This is a genomic window from Granulosicoccus sp. 3-233 (assembly GCF_052681095.1).
Window position 1 is genome coordinate 180,807 of record NZ_JBQYLE010000004.1, and the last position, 24,836, is coordinate 205,642.

Consider the following 24,836-nt stretch of genomic DNA (forward strand, 5'->3'; position numbering starts at 1 on the left):
GTCAAGTCCCTCAGGAAATCTCGGTATCGCGTCTGGCTTCAGGATACAGCTTGCCGGGAGGTGCTTCGACCACCCTGGCCATCTCTTCCTGCACACCTTCGTCGATGTGAAAGGAATCGCCGCTGTCGACCAGACCGGCCTCCGGATCGTCGAAGATCGTCTGATCCAGCTTGCCCTCGCCCTTGGCCACGATGCATGACACCGTTGCATCACCTGACACATTCACCGCCGTACGAATCATGTCCATCAGGCGATCAACACCCAGTACCAGGCCGATGCCTTCGACCGGCAGTCCGACTTGCGTGAAGACCATGGACAGCATGATCAGTCCGACGCCCGGCACACCGGCCGTACCGATGGAGGCCAGTACGGACATCAGAATGACGGTGAGATAGCCGGTCAGCCCCAGCTCGACACCGTAGACATTGGCAATGAACACCGTGGCAACCCCTTGCATGATGGCCGTACCATCCATGTTGATGGTGGCACCGAAGGGCACAGTGAACGAGGCAACCGAGTTGTTGACACCGAAGCGTTCGGTAACCGTACGCATGGTGACAGGGATCGTTGCATTGGAACTGGCCGTACTGAAGGCAAACACCTGAACGTTACGGATCTTCTTCAGGAACATTGCCGGACTCAGACCGGAGAAGACTTTCAGAACGACCATCAGGGTCACGAACAGATGGATCATCAGGGCCGCCACCAGCACACCGACGTAACCTGCCAGAGAGGCCAGCAGGTCGATGCCCAGCTCGGCTACCGCCTTGGCAATCAGGACGAATACCGCGTAGGGAGCCACGGCCATGACCAGATTGACCATCTTCATCATGATCTCGTTGGCCACTTCGGCACCTTCAACAAAGCTGCGTGCGCGCTTGCCGACCAGCAGCATGCTGATACCGAAGAGAATGGAGAAGAAGATCACCGGCAGCATGTCGCCGTTGGCCATCGAACGAATCGGATTGCTCGGAATGATATCGATCAGTACCTGCACCAGCGGTGGCGCCTCCCTGGCCGAGAACTCGGCATCCGAGACCTGATTCATGCCCTTGCCGATTCCGAAGGCACCGGCGATGACGATGGCCGTGGCAATCGCAATGGCTGTGGTCATCATGTAGAGCGCAAAGGACTTGCCCCCGACACGTCCCAGTGCGCGAATGTCACCGATTCCGCACACCCCGCAGACCAGTGAAAAGATGACCAGTGGCACTACCAGCATCTTCAGGGCATTGATGAACATCGAGCCGACAGCGAGAAAGATGCCGTTGACAATGTAGTCGTTGACGAAGGTACCCGGTGCATTCAGGCCCATCAGATTGATCGCCAGTCCAACCGCGATACCCAGCCCCATCCCGACCAGTACCTTGGTCGTCAGGCTTTTCTTTCCTGCGCTGCTCATGATATCTCTGCCTCCGATCCGTGACGTGTAGATGACATGAACATACTGCATCGCTTGCCGAATGTATACGGCAGACATGGCCATCGCAGGTGTCAGCCTATTTGCCGCACCAGCACGGAGCACCGCACCCTGTCGATGCCTGCGCAGCGTGCAACTTTCCTCCACGTGTGCCATCGGCAGCCCTCGAAACCTTTGCAGCAACGACGTTCCGCGCACCAGCAGGCGACCGGATTGATCCTGTTGAGCCGGCTGGCAAAAGCCACCACTCGCTCAATCCGCAACAGGTGGCTTATACTTCACAGCCAATACCGGACATCACCACCTCTTGTCCGCCCCCCCCACTGCCACCTGGAGAATTGTCATCGGAAACGCCAACCTGTTTTCTCGCGTCGTTGCCATGATTGGTGCCGGCGCCATTCTGGTCCGACGCTGGGGCAAGAGCGACGAGCCACCGGCCATGGGACTCACGCCGAACATTCCCGAAGCCCGACCGCAGAGCATCCCGACCTTGAAGATGCCCACCGCCAAGGGCTGGGAGCCGGGTCACCTGCCAACGACGGCACCGGGCCTGAGTGTCAACGCCTTTGCCAGCGATCTGCTGCACCCGCGCTGGATTCACGTACTGCCGAACAACGATGTCCTGGTGGCCGAAGCCCTGCAGGAAGCCGGCCCCGTGAAGACGGCCTTCGACTACGCCATGATCAGCACCATGAAACGTGCCGCTGCCGTGGGAGTCTCTGCCAATCGCATCAGCCTGTTTCGCGATAACGACAACGATGGCGTCGGCGAACAGCGTACGGTCTTTCTGGACAAGCAACGTCAACCATTCGGCATGGCACTGATCGGCAATGACTTCTACGTAGGCAATACCGACGGGATCGTCAGGTTTCCCTATGAGGAAGGGGCAACCGAGATCAGCGCCGCAGGCGAGAAGCTGGTGGACTTCAAACCCGGCGGGCACTGGACCCGCAGTCTGTTGGCCAGCCCCGATGGCAAACAGCTGTACGCTGGCGTCGGTTCACTGAGCAACATTGCCGACAACGGCATGCAGGTGGAAGAGGGCCGAGCGGCCATTCATGTACTGGATATCGAGTCCGGTGAATCTCGCGTATTCGCCTCGGGCCTGCGCAATCCGGTGGGCATGGCCTGGGAACCGACGACTCAGACACTGTGGACGGTCGTCAACGAACGGGACGGGCTGGGTGATGAAGTGCCACCTGATTACCTGACCTCCGTCAGGGACGGTGGTTTCTATGGATGGCCCTACTGTTATTGGGGAAAGACCGTGGATGATCGTGTCCCTCAGGACCCTTCCATGGTTGCACAGGCCCTGCAGCCCGACTATGCCCTCGGTGGTCATACCGCCTCGCTGGGTCTGTGCTGGATGCCGGCTGGCACGCTGCCCGGATTTGACGAGGATGGCATGGTCATCGGTCAGCACGGCTCCTGGAACCGCAGTAACCTCAGCGGCTATCGAGTCATCTTCGTGCCCTTCGAGAAGGGCCGCCCCTCGGATCGTCCGCGAGACATTCTCAGCGGCTTTCTCGCACCCGACGAGAAGTATTCCTATGGCCGACCGGTCGGTGTCACCATCGGACCGGGTGGCAACTGCCTGCTGGTGGCCGATGATGTCGGCAATGTCGTCTGGCGGGTGACCGGCGCTGATTGATCAATCGCTGGTGCAGGCCTTCCGGCCGGCCTGCACCAGCGAGCGGCGAAGGCCTGCAGTCCACACCCGCCGGTATTTACCATGCTTGCAGTAACAGGAAGACCATCGCACCGCAGGCGCCAGCTTCAGCGCTTGAGATAAGGTGCCAGCACGGTCAGCCACGCACGCCGGATGCGCTGATACTCGTACTCGCAGTTCTCTGCCCGTTCCGGCGACAGACCATAATCGTCGTTGACCAGTCGAGCCTGGCCTTCCGGGTCACTGCCGTAGACATGGCACAGCGTGGTGTAGTAGCGCTGGATGTCCAGACTGTGCTCGCTCCAGAAATCGGCCTCCGCCACCTGGCCGGAGGTCTCGCTTTCCAGCCCGAACATGCGTGCGGCGTTCAGCACGACGCGGGCTCCATCCTGCGCATATTCAAGCAACAGCACGCTGGCCAGGGCATCGGCGGCATCTTCCTCACGTGCCAGCAAGGGCAGATCATACTGGTCGTACAACACATGACCGACTTCGTGTACCAGCGTATGCAGATAGACATCTGCCACGGGCGCTTCGGCTTCGCCGAAATGCGACTCGATGACGTCGGCAAAACTCCCCGGCATCCAGATCTCCTGGGTGCCGGGATCGAACAAGGGCCCATCTTCCACCTCGCTGAGCACGGTGACGGTTTGCGCAAAGCGAAGCAGTCCATTGATGAACTCCACCTGCGACGGCAGATAGCGATCCTGGCTGTTGAAGGTCTTCAGAACCATGCCCGGCGATGATGCTTCATCCATCCGGCGAGCCTCCGGCAATGACGAGACCGGCCTGTCGGAGGCAGCAGTCAACGGCTCGGCAGGCTGTTCCGTGATCTCATCTGTCGCCTCGCCGGCAGCGACAACCGGCCGTGGCGGCACCGTTTCCGCTGGCTGGGGCCGCTTGCTGTAACCGCTGCAGGCCGCCAGAAACTGGACAAGCAGCAACAGCAGACCCACCTGTCTGCGCCGGGTAAAGCTTCGGCGGTGCTCGACGTCAACCATGGCTGTCATTGTCTGTGCCGGTAATCGGCGTCTACGGCCTCGAACAAGGGATCGTCCCATTTGCCTGTGAGGCTGTAGTCTCTCAGGCCCAGGCGGTCCAGATCAATACCGACGGCCTTCAGAAAACCGGTGGCGACCAGTGCGCCCACCCCGGCAGTCGCACCGCCGGAGATCACCCCGATCAAGGGCAAGGCAGCACTGACTCGCGGCAGGATGGTGACCCGCTGATTGAACTCCCGGTTGACGATGTCGGACTGTCCGGTGATATCGACAACCCCGATCGGACCTGTCAGCTGTACCAGTGACGCGTCCGCGATGCCATCGTGTATGTCGACATCGCCCGTGATGCTCTCGAAGGCCAGGCCATCGGCGGTGACATCCTTGAAATCGAACTCCAGTCTGCGCGGCAAGGCCTGCAGGGCAAACAGCCCTACCATGCGTCCGGCGCCCGGCTCCAGTGGAATGATGTTGCCACGCTCGATCAGCATCCTGATGCTGCCATCGATCTCGGCCAGCTCCGGACCGTACAGTGGACCCGGCCAGCTCAATTCGGCCTCGATACTGCCCTGTCCCTCGGACAGTACCTCCGTCAGGCCCACCGATTGCAGCGCCTCACCGAAATCGCTGCTCTGCATGACCAGATTCAGGTGGCTCATCTGCTGTCCTGTCAGCGCCGGATTGGTGTTCTGCGGATCGCGCAGTCGCCAGTAGCCCTGCCCCACCAGCGTTGCCGTCTGGTAGGCGAATCCCAATGTCGTGATCGTCAGACCACTGACGTCCGGCTGTGCCCGCAGCGCCAGATCCCGCAAGGTGTAGTCGCCGTGGGTCAATCGACTGATCTTCGCATCCACCGGTGGCCAGAGGCGCGGATCCAGATCGTCTTCGGCGGCATCGAGCGTGTCATTCTCACTGCGAGAGGCCAGGGCCGTGAACAGGGTACTGTCCAGTCGTTTCAGGCGCACCTCCATGGCTGTCTCCTTCGACCAGTGTTCTCGAGGGTAGCGTGCCGTACCGCTGACCGAGCGACTATCCAGTCTGGCATTGAGATAGGTTTCGTCGGAATCCAGGTGCAGGCTCGCAGGCCCGAGCAGGCGCTGACCGATCTGCATGGAGTCGATTTCCAGATCGGCCACTATCGGCAGTATGGGTGTCGGTGCTTCCCCCTCATCCGGCAAGGAATCGATGAACTGCGAGATGCTCTCTATCCAGCCGTCCACCGCCACCGTGGCGGCGCGCCCCTCGAGCTGAATGCCCGGACCGGCGCTCTCCAGCAAGGACGAGGGGATCTGGCCACTGCCGACATGAATCAGCAACGATTCCAGCGCTTCATCCCGAACACTGGCATTGACCGCGAGACGATCGGCATAATTGATCTGCCACGTCTGCACCGCCTGACCTTCCCGAAAGGCCGTCTGCAATTCGATAGCGGCCGCCTTGCCGGTACTCTTGTAGAACGGCTTGGGCAGCAGCAACTCCGTACCCACCAGATCGCTGCTCAGACGCAGGCTCACCCCTTCCGTGGCCACGCGACGGGCCGAATGCGGCGCACTGAGTTCGATGTCCCAACTGGAGGTGCCACGCAGGAACTGATCCAGCTGACTGCCGTAGTGAGCGAGCCCTTCACTGCCCTGCAAGGCCCCACTGATGCTGATCCGGGTTGTAGCCTGTTCTCCCTGACCCTCGGTATTGCCGCTGACGATCACCGGGTGATCCAGTGCCGTGGCGCGCAGATTGTTGATCCGAATGCCATTCTCATCGAAACCGATGGCACCATTGACCTGCTTCAAGGTCATGTCGGCCCGACCGAAAGCGATCGTGTTGTCCTTCAGGAAGATGGAACCATCCACGCGCAGTGGGGGGGGCATATCGGCAGTGCTCGCAGCAGACTGGGGCAGACGATGGAGTCGCGCAGACAACTGCAGATCCAGTTCGGCGTTGCCGGTACCGCTGACATCATTGAGTACCGGCTCCAGAATGCCTTTCAAGGGGCCGGTGTTGCCGAAGTCCACCACGCTCGTCAGCGTGCCTCGCCCGGTACCCTCCAGCTCCAGCACTGCGGCCGTCAGGTCATCGATGCTCACACGCAACTGCGTGATGTCGAAATCGTCCAGCCGCGAGTCCGTGGCGCGCCCTTGCAACGTCAGGCCGTTGAGCTCGATCGTGCCATTGATGTCCCGAGCCGCCGGCCAGTCGGGCAGAAAGGCAAGCTGCCCATCGGCAAGCTCCACACTGGAACGGAATACGCCTTCGCCTTCACGAAACGGGAAGTCCGCAACTTGACCGAAAAACAGCAGATTACCGTTCCTGGCCGTCCCGCCTTCGATCGCCCGATCAAACCATTTCTGCAATCCTGACCCCATTTTCCGACGCGGCAACCAGCTCTTCAAGGCGGTCAGGTCAGCCACCTCGTACTGGCTCTGCACGTCCAGATGCGGCGATTGCCCGGGCATCAGCGTGGCCTTGAGCCGGGTGGATGTATCGATGCCGGCATCCACCATGGCAATATCGGCACCGATCTTCACGCGACCGGTGTCACGAGCATCCAGAGTCACTACCGACTTCAGGGAATCCAGATGCAGGGGAGTGTCGGAATACGCGGGCCAGGGCAGGCTCATGTCATCGGCTGAGAGCGTGATTTCTCCCTGCAGATCATCGATATCGACCCGTCCGTTGATCGGTCCCACACCCGGCAGAGAACCCACCGGCTGCCATTGCAACTGATCCAGATCGGCATGGGCGATCAGCCTTGCCCCCGATGAACGTTGTCCGATGCGCAGATCCCAGTTGCGCAACCAGCCCTGCACGTCTGCCTGACGAAGCTGCCGAGCCAACTCGGGACGCAGGGATGACAGAATGGCTGATGGCAATCCGGCGAACGCGGACAGCGACAACTGTTCGCCACGTGCATCCACTTTCCAGCTACCGCGGCCCTCAACCGTTTCTCTTTCCAGCAGTACCGCCAGGTCCTCGATACGAGCCTCTTCCGATTCACCGCGCAGCAGCAACTCATCCGTTTCCAGAGCGAAGGATTCGCTCGAGACAAACAGATCGAGGATGCCACTGACCCCCTGCAACAGCGCTTCGCCACTGGAAGTATCCACGATGGCCGCACTGCTCACCGGCCCGTGCGCCGAGATCAGTTGCCCATCCTCCCAGCGACCCCACATTTCCATGGAAATATCCGAATCCAGCTGCGACAGCAACTTGCGAGAGCTTTCAGGGGCTCGCAGCATGGTCAGCAGCTCGGCAATCGTCGCCAGTTGCAGATCGTCGGTGCGCAGGTACAGATCACCATCGGACTGTGCCAGTGAGCCGGCCTCGCCAACCAGGTCGATACCGGCCTCCAGAGACCGCTCGCCCTCGCCGGGCAGATCCATTTCCACCCGCAACTTGTGTGATCTGCCCGCGTTCTCGGCACGAATGTTCAGGTGCTCGACAAGCAGTGTACGATCGCTGCGCTGATCGGTGATGCTGACGCGCGTATCCAGCAAACCTACCTTGCTGGCAGTGAGCAACCAGGCAATGACATCCACCCCCTTGCCTCTGGCCGGGGCCGGACTGATGGCCTTGCCGCCAACCGACTCCACGCCGTGCAGATGCCACTGACCCTGTTCATCGGATTCGATGGCAAGGTCCGCCCCCATCAATGTCAGCTCATTGATGACCGGCACACCGCGCAGCAGAGACTTGGGCAGGTTCAGGTCGATCAGCAATTCATCCAGAGTGACCTTGCGTTGATCCGATTCCAGTACGGTTACCTGACGAGCGCGCAGCAGTGGGCCCACCCCTTCCCACTTGACCGACAGATCGCCGATGTCCACCGGGCTCTTCAGGTATTCACTGACGCGGGACTCGACCGTGCCCTTGTAGTTGGCCAGAAACGGCAGACCCAGCCGAGCCGTGGCCGTGAACAGGGCCAACAGGATCAGCAGGATTCCTGCCGTCGTCATGCAGACGCGCAGGGTATGCCTGGCCACATGAATCATCATGGCTGAGTGAGCCCCCTCAACATCACAGCGAGTGGCCCGGCTTACTGTAGAACGACGTCGTAGTGTTCACGGGTGTAGAACTGTTCTGCCTGAAGGCGAATGGGCACCTCGACAAAATCCTGAAGTTCCGCCAGATCGTCGGATCGCTCCTCACTGAACCACTCCACGATTTCGCTGGACGCCAGCACGGTGACCGAGTCGATATCGAACTGCCTGACCTGTCGAATGATCTCTCGGCTGATCTCGAATCCCACGGTCTCGAGCGTTTTCTGCATGCCTCGTCCATCACACACGGTGCATTCCGAACACAACACCTGCTCCAGCGACTCGCGAGTACGCTTGCGGGTCATTTCCACCAGACCCAGCGGTGACACTTCATTGACCTGTGTACGTGCATGGTCTCTCTCCAGAGCCTTTTCCAGCGCTCGCAATACCTGACGACGATGCTCCAGAATCGACATGTCGATGAAGTCGATGATGATGATGCCGCCCAGATTTCGCAGACGCAGCTGTCGTGCAATGGCCTGCGCTGCTTCCAGATTAGTCTTGAAGATGGTTTCTTCAAGGTTGTGCTTACCTACGAAACCTCCCGTATTGACATCAATCGTCGTCATTGATTCCGTCTGATCGATGACCAGATGACCACCGGATTTGAGATCGACGCGCTTGTTCAGTGCCTTGTCGATCTCGTCTTCCACGCCATGCAGGTCGAATATCGGTCGTTCTCCCGGATAATGTTCCAGGCAGCGGGACAGCTCCGGCACGTATTCGTTGCAAAAAGTCACACACTGGGCATAGGTTTCGCGTGAATCGATGCGGATGCGCTCGATGTTGCCGCGGCTCAGGTCGCGCATCATGCGCTGTACCAGCGGTAGATCGCGGAAAATCACCTCTCCCGGTTTTTTCGATTTGCGGCGTTCGATCACGCCCTTCCAGGCCTTGTCCAGATACTCCATATCGGCCTGTAACGCTGGTGCTTCCACGCCTTCTGCAGCGGTGCGAACGATATAGCCACGGGAGGTTTCATCGCCGCGCAAGGTCTCGATCAGACCACGCAGCCGGTCGCGCTCGTCCTCGTTGTCGATGCGCACCGACACACCGATGTTGTCCTCGTAGGGCATCATCACCAGATAGCGACTGGGCACGGTCAACTTGCTGGTCACTCTGGCCCCCTTGGTGCCCAGCGGGTCCTTGGTGACCTGCACGGCCAGCGTCTGCCCCTCGTTGAGCAGGCGTGATATGGACGTCTCGGCCATCTCGCCTTCTCGGGGGGCTGGCGCCTGCACATCGGACACATGCAGAAAGGCCGCCTTTTCCAGGCCGATATCCACGAAGGCCGCCTCCATGCCGGGCAACACGCGCTTGACCTTGCCCTGAAAGATGGTGCCGACACGGCCGATCTTCTGCGCGCGCTCTATCCAGATTTCAGTGAGCATGCCGTTCTCGACCGTTGCGACACGTGTCTCCTGCGGGGTCACATTGATCAGTAATTCTTCAGTCATTTCGGAAGGTATCTGTATGGTTCGACCAGCATGGTCAAAGCCGTTACTGCATTGAACCTGCGCCCAGACCGGCCCGTTGCAACAGAGCCTGCGTCTCGTACAGCGGAAGCCCTACTACATTACTGTAGCTGCCGGATAGCCATGCTACAAATTGCGCACCGACACCCTGGATGGCATAGGCCCCTGCCTTGCCTGCAGGTTCCCCCGTTTCCCAGTAGGCTGCGGCCTGCTCCTGCGTCAATCGCCCGAAGCGCAGTACGGTACGAACGCCGAGCTCGTCGCGTACCTGCAGCCCGTCCAGCCCCGGTCCGGTAGCCTGCAACAGGCACACACCGCTGTGCACCGCATGCTCACGATCCGACAGGCTTGTCAGCATCTGCAGCGCCTCATCACGATCTCGCGGTTTGCCCAGCACGGCGCCATCCAGATCGATGACGGTGTCGGCCCCCAGCACCAGCAGTCTGTCGGTATCGGCAAAATCGTCGGATCGCGCATGATGTTGCAGATAACGTTCTGCCTTGCTGACGGCCAGCCGTCGCACCAGGGATTGCGGATCTTCTCCCGGCCGAGGCGTTTCATCCACGTCCACAGGCACACACACGGGGTCATGGCCGATCTGTTGAAGCAATTGCTGGCGACGTGGCGAGGCCGACGCCAGAATCAGTCTGATGCGCGATGCAGGGCTCATGAAAGGGTTTCTCGGAACAGCCATCCCGGATTGCCGGGTCGATCAACCCGCGCGGTGGTAGGGGTGATTATCCAGCAGTGATTGTGCCCGATAGAGCTGTTCGGCCAGCACTACCCGGACCAGAGGATGTGGAAAGGTCAGATCCGACAGGCTCCACATCTGATCGGCCCGCTGGCGCACACTCGGATGCAGGCCATCGGCGCCACCGATCAGCAGAATCAGGGACTTTCCCAGTTCCTGCCATCGTTCCAGCTGCTCGGCCACCTGCTCGGTAGACCAGCTGCGGCCCCGATTATCCAGGGCGATGACGTGTGCCTTGTCCGGAATGGCCGCCAGCAGCACTTCGGCCTCACGCGCCATGATGACATCCTTGCTGTCACCTTGAGCCTGGGCAAATTCGCGCACCTGAAACTGCCAGCGTCGCGGCATGCGCTTGATGTAGTCCTCGGACGCCTGACTCACCCATGCCGGCATCTTGCGACCGACTGCATAGACACTGATCTGCACGGGCTTGACGAATTCCGACGACGAGAAAACCGGAACTAGCGCGTTCTGGCAGCGGTCGCGGAACCGCCGTCATCGGCCGCCTCGCCGGATTCTGCCGGTCCGACCGACCAGAGTTTTTCCAGCGAATAGAATTCGCGTTTCTCTTCGGTCATGACATGCACGATGACATCGCCCAGATCCACCAGCACCCAGTCGCTGGAATCGCCACCTTCGACGCCCAGTGGCGGATGTCCGGCTTCCTTGGCAGCCAGTCTCACGGTTTCGGCCATGGAACGTACATGTCGTTGAGAGGTGCCGGTTACCACGATCATGGCATCGGCAATACTGGACTTTCCGACGATGTCGATCACGGTCAGATCGACACCTTTCATGTCTTCGAGGGCCTTGACGGCCATCTCGATGACGGCTTCACTATTCATGCTCAGAACGTTTACTGCTCCCGTCGATGCTGGTTCTTGCCCGTCAGGGCGCAGGCAGCGACTATTGACTTTCACGATACAGACTATTCTGCCCAATATACTCCAGTACCGGCTCCGGGAGCAAAAAACGCACAGACAGATTGCGTGCAATGCGACGTCGTATGTCGGTGGCCGAGATCGCCAGCTGCGTCACATCGCAGATTTCGATGACCCCACTGTTGCCGGTGACGATATCAGGGCCGCAATTCGCCTGCTGACGCGCCAGCAGGCCTGCTGAAAAGTCGGAGTGCTCTGCCTCCGGGCGATTGACGATCACCAGATTGGCCAGGGCCAGTACACCCTCCCAGTCATGCCAGGTATCAAACGCGGCAAAGGCGTCCATCCCCATGAAGAACAGCAGGGTAGCCTCGGGCTGCTCGGCATGGACTTCACGCAGCGTATCGACGGTATAGCTGGGCCGATCTCGCAAGGCTTCGCGCCCGTCGACCGCCAGATGCGGCGCATCGCCGAGGGCCATCTCCAGCATGTCGATACGACTGTCGGTACTGGCAGCGGCCGGACCTCGATGCGCCGGCCGGTGATTGGGCAGCATGTACAGCGTGGACAAGGCGTAACGTTCGGCCATTTCCACCGCGGGTCGCAAATGCCCGTAATGAACGGGATCGAAGGTGCCGCCAAACAGACCGATGCGCATCTCAGCCACGCGTTGTGTAATCCCCGTTGACCACATACTTCTCGGTGGTCAAGCCCAGCACGCCTACCGGACCGCGCACATGCATGCGATTGGTACTGATGCCGATTTCCGCTCCCAGACCGTATTCGGCACCGTCGGCAAAACAGGTTGCTGCATTGACCATGACGGAACTGGAATCCACCTGTCGCACAAACTGTCGCGAGCGGGCGATATCGTTGGTGACGATGGCATCGGTATGCCCGGATCCGTGACGCGCGATATGGGCCATGGCCTGCTCGATGCCATCGACCACCCGGATGGAGAGGATCGGGCCGAGATATTCGGTATCCCAGTCGGCCTCGGTGGCGGCATTCATCGATGGAATGATGGCTCGCGTACGCTCGCAGCCTCTGAGTTCCACGCCTTTTTCGTCGAAGACATCCACCAGCATGGGCAGCAGCTGCGCGGCTTCGTCGGCATGCAGTAACAGGGTTTCCATGGAACCGCAGATGCCATAGCGATAGGTCTTGGCGTTCAGAGCCACTTCCACCGCCCTTGCAGCGTCGGCTCCGGTATCGATGAAGACATGGCAGATACCGTCCAGATGCTTGATCACGGGCACTCTGGCCTCTTCGCTGATGCGCTTGACCAGCCCTTTGCCGCCGCGTGGAATGATGACATCGACATGATCGTCCATGGCCAGCAGTGCCCCGACTGCGGCCCGGTCGGTGGTATTGATCAACTGTACGGCAGCCTCCGGCAGACCGGCCTGCTGCAGGCCCTGCCGGACACAGGCAGCAATGGCCTGATTGGAATGGAAGGCCTCCGAGCCACCTCGCAGGATGACGACATTACCGGACTTGATGCACAGACCGGCGGCATCGGCTGTCACATTGGGACGCGATTCGTAAATGACACCGATCACGCCCAGGGGCACTCGCATGCGGGAAATTTCCAGCCCGGATGGGCGACGGTCGGTTGCGGACAGGGCACCGACCGGATCGGCCTGGGCTGCCACGTTACGCAGGCCGTCTGCCATGGACTCGATACGTGCCGGTGTCAATTCCAGTCGGTCCAGCAGAGCGGCGTCAATGCCCTTGGCTGTTGCCGCCTCGAGATCCTGTGCATTGGCCGCCAGCAGCGTCGGTGCAGCGGCATCGATGGCATCCGCCATCGCCAGCAGAGCCTGATTCTTCTGAGCCGTATCGGCAACCGACAGCGCAGCGGCGGCAGCTCGCGCAGCCTTGCCCATCAACTGCACCTGCTCGATCACCTGCGCGCCCTTGTCGTTATCGTCCAACGCCACCACTTGTCACTCCTACTCAATCGTGGCCATGCCACGTACAATTCCCGCAATTATCCGACAACACCACGACACGACTCTGCATGCAACTCGTCGATTCGCACTGCCATATCAATTTTCCGGATTTTCAGGACCGGATGCCCGACATTCTACAGAACGCTGCGGATAACCAGATCAATCATATGCTGTGTATCGCCACCAGCTGGGAAAACTTCCCCGATGTCCTGACGCTGGCCCGCGATCATGCCCCCATCAGTGCCTCGGTAGGTGTGCACCCGACCACCGAAGGCGGCCACGAGCCCACGGTTGACGAACTGCTGAGTGCCGCGGCGGAAAAGGAAGTTGTCGCCATTGGCGAGACCGGCCTTGACTACTTTCGCAGCACAGGTGATCTGACCTGGCAGCATGAGCGCTTTCACCGGCATATCGAGGTGGCAAAACGTTGCAACAAGCCGCTGATCATTCACACCCGGGCCGCTGCGGAGGACACCATGAACACCCTGCGCGACCATCAGGCTCGCGACGCCGGCGGCGTCATGCACTGCTTTGCCGAGGACTGGGAAGTGGCGAAGCAGGCGCTGGACATCGGTTTCTACATCTCGTTCTCCGGCATCGTGACCTTCAAGAGCGCCAAGGCCATTCAGGAAGTGGCTCGCAAGGCCCCCCTGGATCGCATCCTGGTAGAGACCGATGCCCCCTATCTGGCGCCGGTACCGCACCGCGGCAAGACCAACGAACCGGCATTCGTGCGCCACACGGCCGAATACGTTGCCGAGCTGCGCGACATCCCGCTCGAAGAGCTGGCCGAGGCGACGACCAGCAATTTCTTCACGCTGTTCTCTGATGCCGCGGAGTTGGCAAAGCGTCAGAGTGCCTGAAGGCAGACAAGCGGCACCTGACCGGCAGCGGGGTTATTCGTGAACGACAGAACCGTGGTCTCGATCGACAATGCAGAGCATTACACCTGGGGTGATCACTGTGATGGTTACCACCTGGCCAGGACGGCCAGGCTGAGCGTCATCCAGGAGCGCGTGCCGCCCGGTTGTCGCGAAGTTCGACATTCACACCGTCACGCCGAACAGTTTTTTCATGTGCTGTCAGGAACGGCCACGCTGGAAGTCGATGGCATCGAATACCACCTGGGCCCCGGACAGGGCCTGCACGTGGCAGCCGGTGTGCCTCATCAACTGGGCAATGAGGGGACGGAAGATCTGGAATTCCTCGTGACCTCCACGCCGCCCAGTCACGGCGACCGTATCGAGGTGCCGCTGCCGGCCGATACCTGATCGGTGGATGAAGCTGGACTTGACATGAATTGCCCTGAACGTCCTGAGTTGGCTTGACTGGCAGGCGTGCAAGGCTGCGCCTCGCTCTTCAACAGCGGAACTGTCGTGGGTATCAGCTGCGGTCTGACGCGGCCTGTTAGGCGAGGCAGGATCGTGCCTCGGCAATGACGGTTCGCACTCTGGCCGGTAGCGGCTGGCGAGTGTGATAGGCCAGATACAGGGTTTCGCTGACTTTTCCGGGCAGTCGGTGCAGCGCCACGCAATCGGCCTTGTCAGAGGCCTCGACCGCGTGACGTGGCAGCACGGTAAAGCCCAGGCCCAGACTCACCGGCTCGAGTATCAGCGTGATCTGATTGGAGAAACCGGCTTGTCTGAACTGCTTGCTGTGCCGAAACTCCGGATAGTTGGCTGCCAGCAGCAGACCGGCATGGTGCGCCCCATCGGGATGGTCGATGAAACCCAGTGCCAGCAACTGCTCCCAGGCCGGCTCACTGACTCCTTCTGGCGTCACCAGTAACAACTCCTCTTCCGCCATCGGCTGACAGCTGACATCATCCAGCGTCGCCGGACTGGTCATGAAACCGATATCCACCCGGCGTTCGGCGATCATGTCCTGCACTTCCCGGTTCGGTGCAAAGCGATAGTCGATCAGCAACGCCGAATGCTGCACCTGCAACTGCAGCAGATGGCGATAGAGCTTGAGCCCGACACTGCCCGGAGAGGCCAGGCGCACACTGCCTTCGTACTCGGGATCTGCCTGCAGACGATTTCCCAGCTCCGACAGTGAGCTGATGATGTCGCGCCCCTCCTGATAGACACGCTCACCGGAATCGGTCAGCGCGAAACGTTTGCCCTGTCTGAGCAACAGTGCCTGGCCGAGTTGTTCTTCCAGCTTGCGCACATGCTGACTGACACCGGACTGCGTCATGTTCAGCTGCTCGGCCGTTCGCGTGAAATGCGACACCTCGACAAGGGTACAGAAGGTCCGTAGCCAGACCGGATTTATCATCACGAAATGTACTCATCTGCATTTCAAATGATAATTTTACATCATGCATGGTGCTCCATACACTACAGAACGAATCAACACAGGAGGCACTCATGCCCACCAACTATCCCCGCAGTTTCTCTCACATCGGTATTTCGGTACCGGACCTGGACAAGGCCGTCGAATTCTATACACAGACCCTGGGCTGGTATCTGATCATGAAACCGACCGAGATCGTCGAAGACGACAGTGCGATCGGCGAGATGTGCAGCGATGTCTTCGGTAGCAACTGGGAACATTTCCGCATCGCTCACCTGTCTACCGGTGATCGCGTCGGCATCGAGCTGTTCGAGTTCAAGGGTCAGACCAACCCCGAAGACAACTTCGAATACTGGAAAACGGGTATTTTCCACTTCAGCGTGCAGGATCCCGACGTGGAAGGCCTGGCCGAGAAGATCGTCGTCGCCGGTGGCAAACGACGCATGAAGGAACCGCGATACTACTACCCTGGTGAAAAGCCCTATCGCATGATCTACATGGAAGACCCCTTCGGAAACATCCTGGAGATCTACAGTCACAGCTATGAACTGATCTATAGCGAAGGGGCTTATTGACACCGACAGACGCTCTGTCGCGGCTCCAGAGGCACCACTTATCGGCGGTGCCTCTGGCCGCCAGTCAGGCCAGTCCGGTCAGTCCGGCTTGAAGGCTTGAAGGCTTGAAGGTGTGAAGGTGTGAAGGCTTGAGGGCTTGAAGACTTCTCGACTTCTCGACTTCTCGACTTCTCGACTTCTCGACTTCTCGACTTCTCGACTTCTCGACTTCTCGACTTACCGACTTACCGACTTACCGACTTACCGACTTACCGACTTAGCCACTTACCACTGGCTGGCGCTTCTACATTGCTTTCCTGCTGTTCGCTGGCTCCTTCAGCGCTGCTGCCTGTCCACTCGTGGGCTGCTCTGCTTCTCCGAGACTCAGCCGGCGTCCTCACTCTTGACTACCTTGTGTTCTTCTTCCTGCAGCCCTTTTTTCCAGTAACTGGAAATGTACAGATGGGATTTCTCGACGCCTCTGTCCTCGCGAAAGTAGGCTCGGCTCTTTTTCATGGTCTTGAATTCGCAGGCGCACCAGACAGCGGCCTGACCTTCCAGCCAGCGCAATTCACGAATGGCATGAAACAGCGGTGACTCATCGGAACCCGGGTGTGGATTGACGACCCAGACCAGTTCCATGCCCTCGGGTACCGGCAAGGTCTGACGATCCTCGTCCGCCAGGATTTCAATGACCACATAGCCTCTGGAATTGGCGGGCAGACGTCCGAGATTGGCTGTCAGAGCCGGCAAGGCGGTCATGTCGGCCGCCAGCAGATACCAGTCTGCCTCGGTATTGATGAAGGTGGCCGGGCCGGGGCCGAAAATGGACATGCTGTCGCCAGGCTGCGCCTGCAGGGACCAGGGCGCTGCCACGCCACCGGCACTACCATCCGGGTTGGCATGCAGCATGAAGTCCACGTCGATTTCATGCTCCTCTGGCCGGTAACGGGCAACCGTATAGGTTCTCAGGACCGGTCGATCGGCATCATCACCCGGGAACGTCAGCTTGAAATACGCGCCTTCTGCGTCCTCGGGAAAGCTGGCCAGATCCTCGCCTCGCAGCGTCAGACGTCGCATGTTAGGGGTCAACTGAGTCGCAGCCGTTACTGTCAACTCTCGCGCTTTGCGTTTCTGTGCCATGGAATTCCCTCATTGAATCGGATGCGACGACAAGCCGGGCCTGTCGGAATGTGTTCGCATACTGGAGGCACAGTACCGGGATTTCAAATGCAAATGAGTATCATTTTCTTCAAATCAGTCGTAGGGATAGCCTTCGGGCCATTGCTCGCGGGTCGGTCGGTGATTCGGGGAGGCCTGACCCGGAATGTCGTCGGCATACGGAATCGCAGACTCTCCGCCGGACAAACCGGATGACATGCCATCATCGAGCATCGCATCGCTGAACAGTGAGGCTTTCTGATAGACCCGGATGTAATCGATCATGTACTTGCCGGGAAAGGTCGTGGTATCGTCCGGCGAACCGGCCCACCACCCGCCCACCGCCGTATTGGCCAGCAGATACATTTGCTGCGTCGGTACCTCCGGGTCGGTGATCCGGTGAACTTCTATGCCATCCACGAAAAAAATGATCGAGCCCGGCTTCCACTCGGCCGCAAAGGTATGGAAATCCGCGGTGTAATCGATACCCGGAGTCGGCTGCGATTGAGTGGAACGCAACTTTCCGTTCTCATCGTGATAATGAAAGGTGTGATAGACCACATCCTGGTTGTCGCCGATGAACTCCATGATATCGATTTCCGGGTCTGCGCCACCGTAGTAGGCATTGAGCAACCAGAATGCCGGCCAATAGCCGCGACCATGCGTCATCTTCACCCGCGCCTCGGCATAGCCATAGGTGAACTTGAACGCGTCATAGCTGGTGATGATGCCGGACAGATAAGGTTGCCCGAGGCTCTTGCCCGCTAGTGCAGGTGGCGTCTTGATGGTGTTGATGATCAGATTGTTGCCGTCGAAGCTAAAGGGGTTGAACCCGAAGTCCGGCTCATTGGCTATGTCGACGTAGTACTGCTCTTCATTGTTGATGATCAGATCCGTGCCCCACAGAAATGACGTATTCCATTTGCTGGTATCCAGGCTGCTGCCATTGAATTCATCGGCAAAGACGAGCTCATAGTCCTTGAGCAACTCATCATTGGCTTTTGGCCGGTTCGGATCCGTCCTGCCCAATGTACGGGCAGACACCGTCAGACCGGTGGCAATGTAGTAGTAACGGACATCCGCGCCATTCATGCCATGATCGAAGGCCTGAATCTCGTAGTAGTAGTCCTGGTCATAGACATCGGTATCGTGGAACTCTGTCGAGAACACCGTGGTGTAATACTCGGCCTGCCGGTACACGTTGTAGCCCCTGGCATCCGGATCCTTCTTCCAACTGATTCGAATGGAGTCATCGAGTACTTCACCGACAAAACCTGGTGTGGTCAGAGACTTGAAATGCTGCCCATTGTCGTTTTCCGCCACGACGCTCTTGTTGCTCGTGCCTCCACTGTCAGCCTCGACAGCCGCACCGGCTGACACCGTCAACCCCTCGGCAATCTTGTAGAATCGCGTTTCCCTGCCGCTCTTGTCGAAGGCGGTGATCTCGTAGGCATAGTCCCTGGCAGCAACATTGCTGTCCTTGAACTCGGTTTCGAACACCGTGGCGTGGTACTCGCCGTCCCGGTAGACGTTGTACCCGGTCGCACCTGAATCCTTCTTCCAGGATATGACAATATTGTCCCCCTGCCGCGTTCCCACGAACTGCTCGGTAGCCGTCGATCCGGCATTCAGGCTCTGCCCTCCCTGCGCCGAGACGGAAACGTGCAGTTCTTCCGCGATCGGGTAATAGCGCGTCGGTCGACGACTCTTGTCGAAGGCGATGATCTCATACGTGTAATTGCCATCACTGACACCGGCATCATGAAACTCGGTCTCGAACACCGTTGCATGGTATTTGCCCTGGCGGTAGACGTTATAGCCGGTAGCGCCGACATCCGCTGTCCAGCTTACAAGAACACCGGTATCGAGTACCTCGCCCACGAATCCCGATGTCACCGCTGATCGAAAGTAGCCAGAGCTGGCGGAAGACGGCTTGACCGAGACAACCAGGCCTCTGGCGATCGTGTAATAGCGTGTGTCCTGGCCATTCTTTTCAAACGCGGTGATGTGATAGGAATAATCACGAGCATGAATATCCTTGTCCAGGAAGCTGTTCGTGAATACGGTAGCGTGGTATTCACCCTGTCGGTAGACGTTGTATCCGGTCGCATCGGAGTCCTTTTTCCAGCGGATTCGGATGTTCTCGCCAATGACTTCACCCTCGAAGCCGGCGGTCGCCTGCGTACTGGATGACGATGCATCCGACAACAGATCTTGCGACGTTTCCCCGCCGGATGCAGCCTCCGAGAGTTCGGGGTTTGCCGCACTGAGCGAAGGTCTGGAATCAGTGTTTTCCGAGCAGCCTGCCAGAGTGATGACAAGCACGGCACAGCCCAGTAGCGATGATACTCCGCGATTCAACCGGTCAATGTAATTCTGCATCGAGATGTTCATGTATTTCATTCGAATGTCTTCGAATTCGCTGGTTGATGAGCATTCATCGGTCGTCTTACGGACGACCACAGCGTGCACCAACGGTGATTGCCGCCTATGAAAGCAGTAGCGGAAACAGCAGCTTGCAATTTATTGCTGAAAGGACCTTTTCAAACACAACGCGCAGATTGAATGGTGGTAATGAGCGGTACATCCGGCTTCACCCACACGACCGGACTTCCCTGTTACATCCCGACGACCTGTCCCGGCGGCCTCATGAACCGCCGTGAGTGATTACCCGGTGATGGGCACGGCCTCATCGGCAAGGCCCTGACATGGGAACGGGGCACCGAGTGCATCACCGCCAGTTCAAGCCTCACGCAGGTTCGCCATGCCGGCATGTCGATGAACGGTATCTTCCCGTACAACACCGCAGACGTCTGGTGAGAAATCTTTCGCATGCAGCACTGCAGGCGTCTGGTGAGGAATCTTCCCGTGCAACGCCGCAGTCGTCTGGCACGGAGTCTTTCGCATGCAACACTGCAGACGTCTGGTGAGGAAAACTCAGCGTGTATCCGGCTGACGCTCCAGGCGCTTGAACAGCATCGACAGGGCAAAGCAGATCATGAAATAGAACAGCGCTGTGGTCAGCCAGGCCTCGAAAATGGCGCGGGTAGAGGCGACCAGTTCCACGGTCTTGAACGTCAGCTCCTGCACCGAAATCAGGGAAATGATGGAGCTGTCCTTGATCAGGGAAATGAACTGATTGGCCATGGGAGGGACAACCCGCTTGAACGCCTGTGGCAGGATGATGAATCGCATCTGCTGCAGCCGGGACATGCCGATGGACTGTGCCGCTTCATGCTGGCCCTGACTCACCGACTGGATACCGGCTCTCACGATCTCGCCCACGAAGGCACTTTCGAACAGAGCCAGCACGATCACCCCGGAGATCAGTGACGGAAAACGACGCATGTCGCCAAACAGGAATTCCCAGACGGCCTTGTCTTCCGAGCGGGCAATGCCACGCGCCCAGGACTCGATATTGAACGCGACAACCAGTTGTTCGGACAGAAAGAAATAGAAGATGAAGATGACGACAACCGGTGGAATGTTGCGCAGGAACTCCAGATAGGTGCGCGCCAGCATGCGTACCGCCAGGTTCGAGGCACAACGGGCCATACCGAGAATGGTTCCGAGTATCAGCGCCAGCACACTCGCGTACAGACTGACGCGCACCGTGGTGATGACCCCCTGCAACAGAACATTGGCGACCCAGCTTTGCGAGTCCTCGTTCCAGCGCAGGATATAGTTGGGGATGATCTCCCAGCGCCAACGGTAGTTCAGAGCGCCTTCGATCCGGTACCAGACCACGGCAACGAGGATCACCAACACGAAGAGGATCAGTATATCCAGCCAGTGAAGGCGCTTGAACATGCGAGATATCATGATTCGTCCATCAGGCAGCGACGAAGCTGGAAGGCTTCGCCGCCTGTGCCCGGGATGGCCTAGTTGTCGCTGACCTGATCGGCCCAGTCATCGGACTTGAACCAGTAGTCGTGACGTGATTTCAGCCAGCCATTGCGAGTCTTGAAGTTGATCCAGTTGTTGAAATAGTTCAGTGCATCCGGGTCCCCCTTGCGCAGACCGAAGGCTTCACCGGTGGCGGAAAAGGTACGATCGAAAGGTACGGACAGGACATCAGGGTAACGACGCGCCTCGGTCGAGGGCGACGGTTCGGATGCCATGGTGGCGTGCGCCTTGCCGTTGAGTACCTCCTGAGTGGCTGCACCGTCTTCATCGAACAGCAGCAGCTCAGCCTCGGGAAACAGTTCGGCTATCAGGGCCGCCGGCGTCGCACCGCGACGAGCGGCAAACGTGATGTCCTCGCTGTTGTAGTCTTCCAGGGCCATGCCGTCGGTCATCTCGTTGTTGACCAGCATGGTCAGACCGGAATAGGCATAGGGATCGGTGAAGTTGATGGTCAGGTTGCGCTCCGGGGTTGTCGTCATGCCGCTGATGATGACGTCGAACTTGCCGGACACCAGCGCCGGGATGATGCCATCCCAGGAGGTGGGAACGAATTCCGCCTCCACACCCATATCCTCGGCCAGCTGTCGACCGACATCCAGCTCGAAGCCGATCAACTCACCGTTCTTGTCACGCATCGACCAGGGCGTGAAGATGGACAGACCTATCTTGATGGCACCGCGTTCCTTGATGGTCTCGATGACGCTGTCACTGGACAGGGCCTGTCGTGCCTGCTGTGCCATGGCTGCAGTACTGAACAGCGCAGCGGCCAGCAGCACGGTCATGGTTCTGGTGATTCTCGACATTGCTCTTTTCATGTTCCGGATCATTCTCCCGAGTGAAATGGTAATCCCTGCCAGCGACTCTGACAGGGGCGCAAACTACTTGAGCGCATAGTGCCGCTCGACCAACGATACGCCAAAGGACAGCGTCAGGGTCACAACCAGATACACCGCAGCGATCGTGAACCAGACTTCAAAGCTCATGTAGGTATCCGAGATGATATTGCGTCCCATGGTGGTCAGTTCCGCCACGGCGATCACGCTGACAATGGCCGAGCTTTTCACCATGTTGACCATCTCGCCGGTCATCGGCGGCAGCATGAAGCGCACCGACTGTGGCAGCACGATATAGCGATAGGCTTGCGCCCTGGACATGCCAATGGATGAGGCGCCCTCCCACTGCCCGATTGGCACCGCATTGATGGCAGCGCGAAATATCTCGGAAACCAGTGCAGCGTGATAGACCCCCAGACACAGAATGCTGGCGGTGTAACGGTCCAGATCGAAGATGGGCCCCATCACGTAGTAGAACAGGTACAACAGAACCAGCAGGGGTGTGTTGCGCACGATCTCCAGGAAGACCCGGGCAACCGCCGAGCCTACCAGCAGTCCGGACAGCCTCAGCAGCGCCACGATCAGGCCCAGCCCCAGAGCCAATGCAAACGCCAGTAGAGACAGCTGCAGGGTCTTCACCAGGCCAAGGGCGATTTCACCCCACTGGAAACCCTCGTCGGTGATGGTCCACAGATATTGTGGCATGCGGTACCACTGCCAGTTGTATCCCATGGCCCGTGAGCCATCATAGGCAGTGTAGGCAATGAAACCGATGACCAGCAGATAGATGGTGATCGACACCGGTGTCGAGGCCAGGATGCGGCCGGGCAGCGGCGGCTTCGGAATCTCATACGCTGTCGAAGGAGACTGTGGCAAGTCAGTGCTCCAGAATCTGTTCCAGAAATGCCCGGCAGCGTTCGCTTTCCGGCTGCGTGAAGAATTTCTCCGGAGGGGCGGTTTCGATGATCTGCCCGCCATCCATGAAGATCATGGTGTCGGCCACCTTTCGTGCAAAACCCATCTCGTGGGTGACGCAGACCATCGTCATGCCGGTGTCCGCAAGACCCACCATGACATCCAGTACTTCGTTGATCATTTCCGGATCCAGCGCCGAGGTGGGTTCATCGAACAGCATGATGCGTGACTCCATGCACAAGGATCGTGCAATGGCGACCCGTTGCTGCTGACCACCGGACAACTGGCTCGGGTACTTGTCGGCCTGCTCGGGAATATGCACCCGCTCCAGGTAGCGATGGGCGTTGGCTTCGGCTTCGGCTCGCGGTACCTTGCGAACTCTCATGGGACCGATGGTGAGATTCTCCAGCACCGTCAGATGCGGAAACAGATTGAACTGCTGAAACACCATGCCCACTTCCTGGCGCAGCTTGCGAATCTGTCTGGAGCCTTCGAATACTTCGATGCCATCGACCACCAGTTTGCCGGCACTGTGATGTTCCAGCGCATTGAAGCAACGAATCAGCGTGGATTTTCCAGAGCCTGAAGGGCCGCAGATCACCACTCGTTCACCGCGATGAACCGACATGTTGATGCTGTCCAGCGCCTGGAAGGATCCGTAGTACTTGTCCAGAGACTCTGCCTGGATGATGGGATTGCCGACTGTCATGAACTCGTTTCAGCACACTGGTTGATAGGCCATGTACTCCAGCAATAGCCATCTGGATTAATCCGCCGGGCCAGTCCCATACGGGTGAATGTCGGCCCACGGTCGGTACAGATATCGATCGGTCGATGGTAGCAGTTTATCCGCAAGCTGCGATCAATGGGGTCACAGGCGCTTTATCGCAGATTGTGTTGATCTTCAGTCAATAAATTGCTTATAGTGCAATGATCGGTTCCTGATTCGGAGATTGACGATGAGCGTCCAGGCAAGACAGACCCTCGCAGAGCACATACCGGTCATCGATCTGTCTCCACTGACGAGCGCCGCCATCCACGCTGCCGATACCGGTAATGACAGCGCAGCCGGCGTTGCCGCCCGAGAAGTTGCCGCGGCGCTGCATGCCGCCAGTCAGGGACTCGGCTTCATCTACATAAAGGGTCACGGCATACCACAACACTGCATCGATGATGCGAGGCGTTGTGCCTATGACTTCTTTCGCGCCGACGATGAGCACAAGGCAGCCGTATCGGTCTCTGCGCAACATCGCGGCTGGTTACGTCCGGGTGGGGCGAGGATGCAGGACGATGCACCGGTGGACTTGAAGGAAAGCTTCATCTGGGGGCATGAAGACAGGAACGGACGCACTGAATCCGATCACCCCTTGCGCGGTCCCAACCAGTGGCCAGGTAATCAACCACAGTTGCAAACCAGTGCCATGCACTATTTTCGTGAAGCTCATGAAGTGGCCTATCGTCTGATGCAAGGGTTTGCCCTTGGGCTCGACTTGCCAGCGAACTTCTTCCTGCAACGATGCGAACGCCCCATCAGTCGTGGCTCCTTCGTCTACTACCCCCCTCAGGAAACCCGTGCCGGCGAACAGTTCGGGGTCGGACCACATACGGATTTCGGCGTCCTGACCGTGCTGTGCCAGGACGATGTCGGTGGCTTGCAGGTGCAGGATGTCAAGGGTGACTGGATCGAAGCGCCTCCCATGGAAGGCACACTGGTTGTCAACGTGGGAGATCTGCTGTCGCGCTGGACCGAGGGCGCTTACAAGTCCACGCCTCATCGCGTCATCAACAGTTCCGGGCGTGAGCGCCTGTCGTTGGTACTTGCCTTCGACCCGGACCCCGAAACACTCATCGATGCCCGCGACGTCTTCGGTCCCGAGCATATTGCCTCGCAGCCAGCCATCAGCTGTGGCGACTACCTGCTGCAGCGCTTCGCTCGGGCTTTTGCCTATCGCGACAATCCGACGACAACGGCCTGAAGGAGCA

General features: G+C 58.9%; 21 protein-coding genes. 5 read left to right on the forward strand and 16 right to left on the reverse strand.

All coding sequences use genetic code 11. The features are described from left to right. Positions 1-10: 10 nt before the first annotated feature. On the reverse strand, positions 11-1,402 hold the full coding sequence (locus tag ACUNV4_RS12735; RefSeq protein WP_430878938.1) for a dicarboxylate/amino acid:cation symporter: 1,392 nt from the start codon (positions 1,400-1,402) through the stop codon (positions 11-13). A 325-nt stretch (positions 1,403-1,727) separates the two neighbouring features. Here ACUNV4_RS12735 and ACUNV4_RS12740 point away from each other — a divergent pair, with 325 nt between their 5' ends. Next, positions 1,728-3,071: a PQQ-dependent sugar dehydrogenase gene (locus tag ACUNV4_RS12740; protein ID WP_430878939.1), complete on the forward strand. Its 1,344-nt coding sequence runs from the start codon at positions 1,728-1,730 to the stop codon at positions 3,069-3,071. A gap of 125 nt (positions 3,072-3,196) precedes the next feature. Here ACUNV4_RS12740 and ACUNV4_RS12745 read toward each other — a convergent pair whose 3' ends face one another. From ACUNV4_RS12745 to ACUNV4_RS12780, 8 genes are all read right to left on the reverse strand, one after another. Beyond that, on the reverse strand, positions 3,197-4,099 hold the full coding sequence (locus tag ACUNV4_RS12745; RefSeq protein ID WP_430878940.1) for a DUF4344 domain-containing metallopeptidase: 903 nt from the start codon (positions 4,097-4,099) through the stop codon (positions 3,197-3,199). Beyond that, positions 4,096-8,079, reverse strand: a complete 3,984-nt coding sequence (locus ACUNV4_RS12750) for a YhdP family protein (protein WP_430878941.1) — start codon at positions 8,077-8,079, stop codon at positions 4,096-4,098. Before ACUNV4_RS12750 ends, ACUNV4_RS12745 begins: the two co-directional genes overlap by 4 nt. 41 nt (positions 8,080-8,120) lie before the next feature. Continuing rightward, positions 8,121-9,581, reverse strand: coding sequence for a ribonuclease G (gene rng / locus ACUNV4_RS12755; RefSeq protein ID WP_430878942.1), 1,461 nt, complete (start codon positions 9,579-9,581; stop codon positions 8,121-8,123). 43 nt (positions 9,582-9,624) lie between these two features. Then, positions 9,625-10,269 (reverse strand): Maf family protein, encoded by a 645-nt coding sequence (locus tag ACUNV4_RS12760; protein ID WP_430878943.1) that lies wholly within the window; start codon positions 10,267-10,269, stop codon positions 9,625-9,627. Between the two features lie 42 nt (positions 10,270-10,311). After that, positions 10,312-10,776 (reverse strand): 23S rRNA (pseudouridine(1915)-N(3))-methyltransferase RlmH, encoded by a 465-nt coding sequence (rlmH, locus tag ACUNV4_RS12765; protein WP_430878944.1) that lies wholly within the window; start codon positions 10,774-10,776, stop codon positions 10,312-10,314. A 35-nt stretch (positions 10,777-10,811) separates the two neighbouring features. Continuing rightward, a complete protein-coding gene (gene rsfS, locus ACUNV4_RS12770; RefSeq protein ID WP_430878945.1) occupies positions 10,812-11,195 on the reverse strand; it encodes a ribosome silencing factor in 384 nt (127 codons plus the stop codon). A 61-nt stretch (positions 11,196-11,256) separates the two neighbouring features. Next, positions 11,257-11,889: a nicotinate-nucleotide adenylyltransferase gene (nadD, locus tag ACUNV4_RS12775; protein ID WP_430879221.1), complete on the reverse strand. Its 633-nt coding sequence runs from the start codon at positions 11,887-11,889 to the stop codon at positions 11,257-11,259. Between the two features lies 1 nt (position 11,890). Then, on the reverse strand, positions 11,891-13,177 hold the full coding sequence (locus ACUNV4_RS12780; RefSeq protein ID WP_430878946.1) for a glutamate-5-semialdehyde dehydrogenase: 1,287 nt from the start codon (positions 13,175-13,177) through the stop codon (positions 11,891-11,893). 77 nt (positions 13,178-13,254) lie between these two features. On the opposite strand from ACUNV4_RS12780, the gene ACUNV4_RS12785 reads away from it, so the two are divergent. Both ACUNV4_RS12785 and ACUNV4_RS12790 read left to right on the forward strand, forming a co-directional pair. Further along, positions 13,255-14,049 (forward strand): TatD family hydrolase, encoded by a 795-nt coding sequence (locus ACUNV4_RS12785; RefSeq protein WP_430878947.1) that lies wholly within the window; start codon positions 13,255-13,257, stop codon positions 14,047-14,049. A 39-nt stretch (positions 14,050-14,088) separates the two neighbouring features. Beyond that, positions 14,089-14,457: a cupin domain-containing protein gene (locus tag ACUNV4_RS12790; protein ID WP_430878948.1), complete on the forward strand. Its 369-nt coding sequence runs from the start codon at positions 14,089-14,091 to the stop codon at positions 14,455-14,457. 136 nt (positions 14,458-14,593) lie between these two features. Here the strand turns inward: ACUNV4_RS12790 and ACUNV4_RS12795 are convergent, their stop codons facing one another. Further along, the gene (locus tag ACUNV4_RS12795; protein ID WP_430879222.1) at positions 14,594-15,466 is read right to left on the reverse strand and encodes a LysR family transcriptional regulator; all 873 of its coding nucleotides are present in this window, start codon (positions 15,464-15,466) and stop codon (positions 14,594-14,596) included. Between the two features lie 92 nt (positions 15,467-15,558). Here ACUNV4_RS12795 and ACUNV4_RS12800 point away from each other — a divergent pair, with 92 nt between their 5' ends. Next, positions 15,559-16,059, forward strand: coding sequence for a lactoylglutathione lyase family protein (locus ACUNV4_RS12800; RefSeq protein WP_430878949.1), 501 nt, complete (start codon positions 15,559-15,561; stop codon positions 16,057-16,059). 363 nt (positions 16,060-16,422) lie between these two features. Here ACUNV4_RS12800 and ACUNV4_RS12805 read toward each other — a convergent pair whose 3' ends face one another. The 6 genes from ACUNV4_RS12805 to ACUNV4_RS12830 form a co-directional block, all read right to left on the reverse strand. After that, positions 16,423-17,181, reverse strand: coding sequence for a siderophore-interacting protein (locus ACUNV4_RS12805; RefSeq protein WP_430878950.1), 759 nt, complete (start codon positions 17,179-17,181; stop codon positions 16,423-16,425). Positions 17,182-17,295: 114 nt separating this feature from the next. Further along, a complete protein-coding gene (locus ACUNV4_RS12810) occupies positions 17,296-19,602 on the reverse strand; it encodes a family 16 glycosylhydrolase (RefSeq protein ID WP_430878951.1) in 2,307 nt (768 codons plus the stop codon). A 534-nt stretch (positions 19,603-20,136) separates the two neighbouring features. After that, a complete protein-coding gene (locus ACUNV4_RS12815; RefSeq protein ID WP_430878952.1) occupies positions 20,137-21,009 on the reverse strand; it encodes an amino acid ABC transporter permease in 873 nt (290 codons plus the stop codon). Between the two features lie 71 nt (positions 21,010-21,080). Then, the gene (locus tag ACUNV4_RS12820) at positions 21,081-21,920 is read right to left on the reverse strand and encodes a transporter substrate-binding domain-containing protein (protein ID WP_430878953.1); all 840 of its coding nucleotides are present in this window, start codon (positions 21,918-21,920) and stop codon (positions 21,081-21,083) included. A gap of 63 nt (positions 21,921-21,983) precedes the next feature. Next, on the reverse strand, positions 21,984-22,814 hold the full coding sequence (locus tag ACUNV4_RS12825) for an amino acid ABC transporter permease (protein WP_430878954.1): 831 nt from the start codon (positions 22,812-22,814) through the stop codon (positions 21,984-21,986). A gap of 1 nt (position 22,815) precedes the next feature. Then, a complete protein-coding gene (locus tag ACUNV4_RS12830; protein WP_430878955.1) occupies positions 22,816-23,562 on the reverse strand; it encodes an amino acid ABC transporter ATP-binding protein in 747 nt (248 codons plus the stop codon). A 250-nt stretch (positions 23,563-23,812) separates the two neighbouring features. Between ACUNV4_RS12830 and ACUNV4_RS12835 the strand changes: the two genes are divergently transcribed. Then, on the forward strand, positions 23,813-24,829 hold the full coding sequence (locus tag ACUNV4_RS12835) for an isopenicillin N synthase family dioxygenase (protein ID WP_430878956.1): 1,017 nt from the start codon (positions 23,813-23,815) through the stop codon (positions 24,827-24,829). The last annotated feature ends 7 nt before the right edge of the window (positions 24,830-24,836 follow it).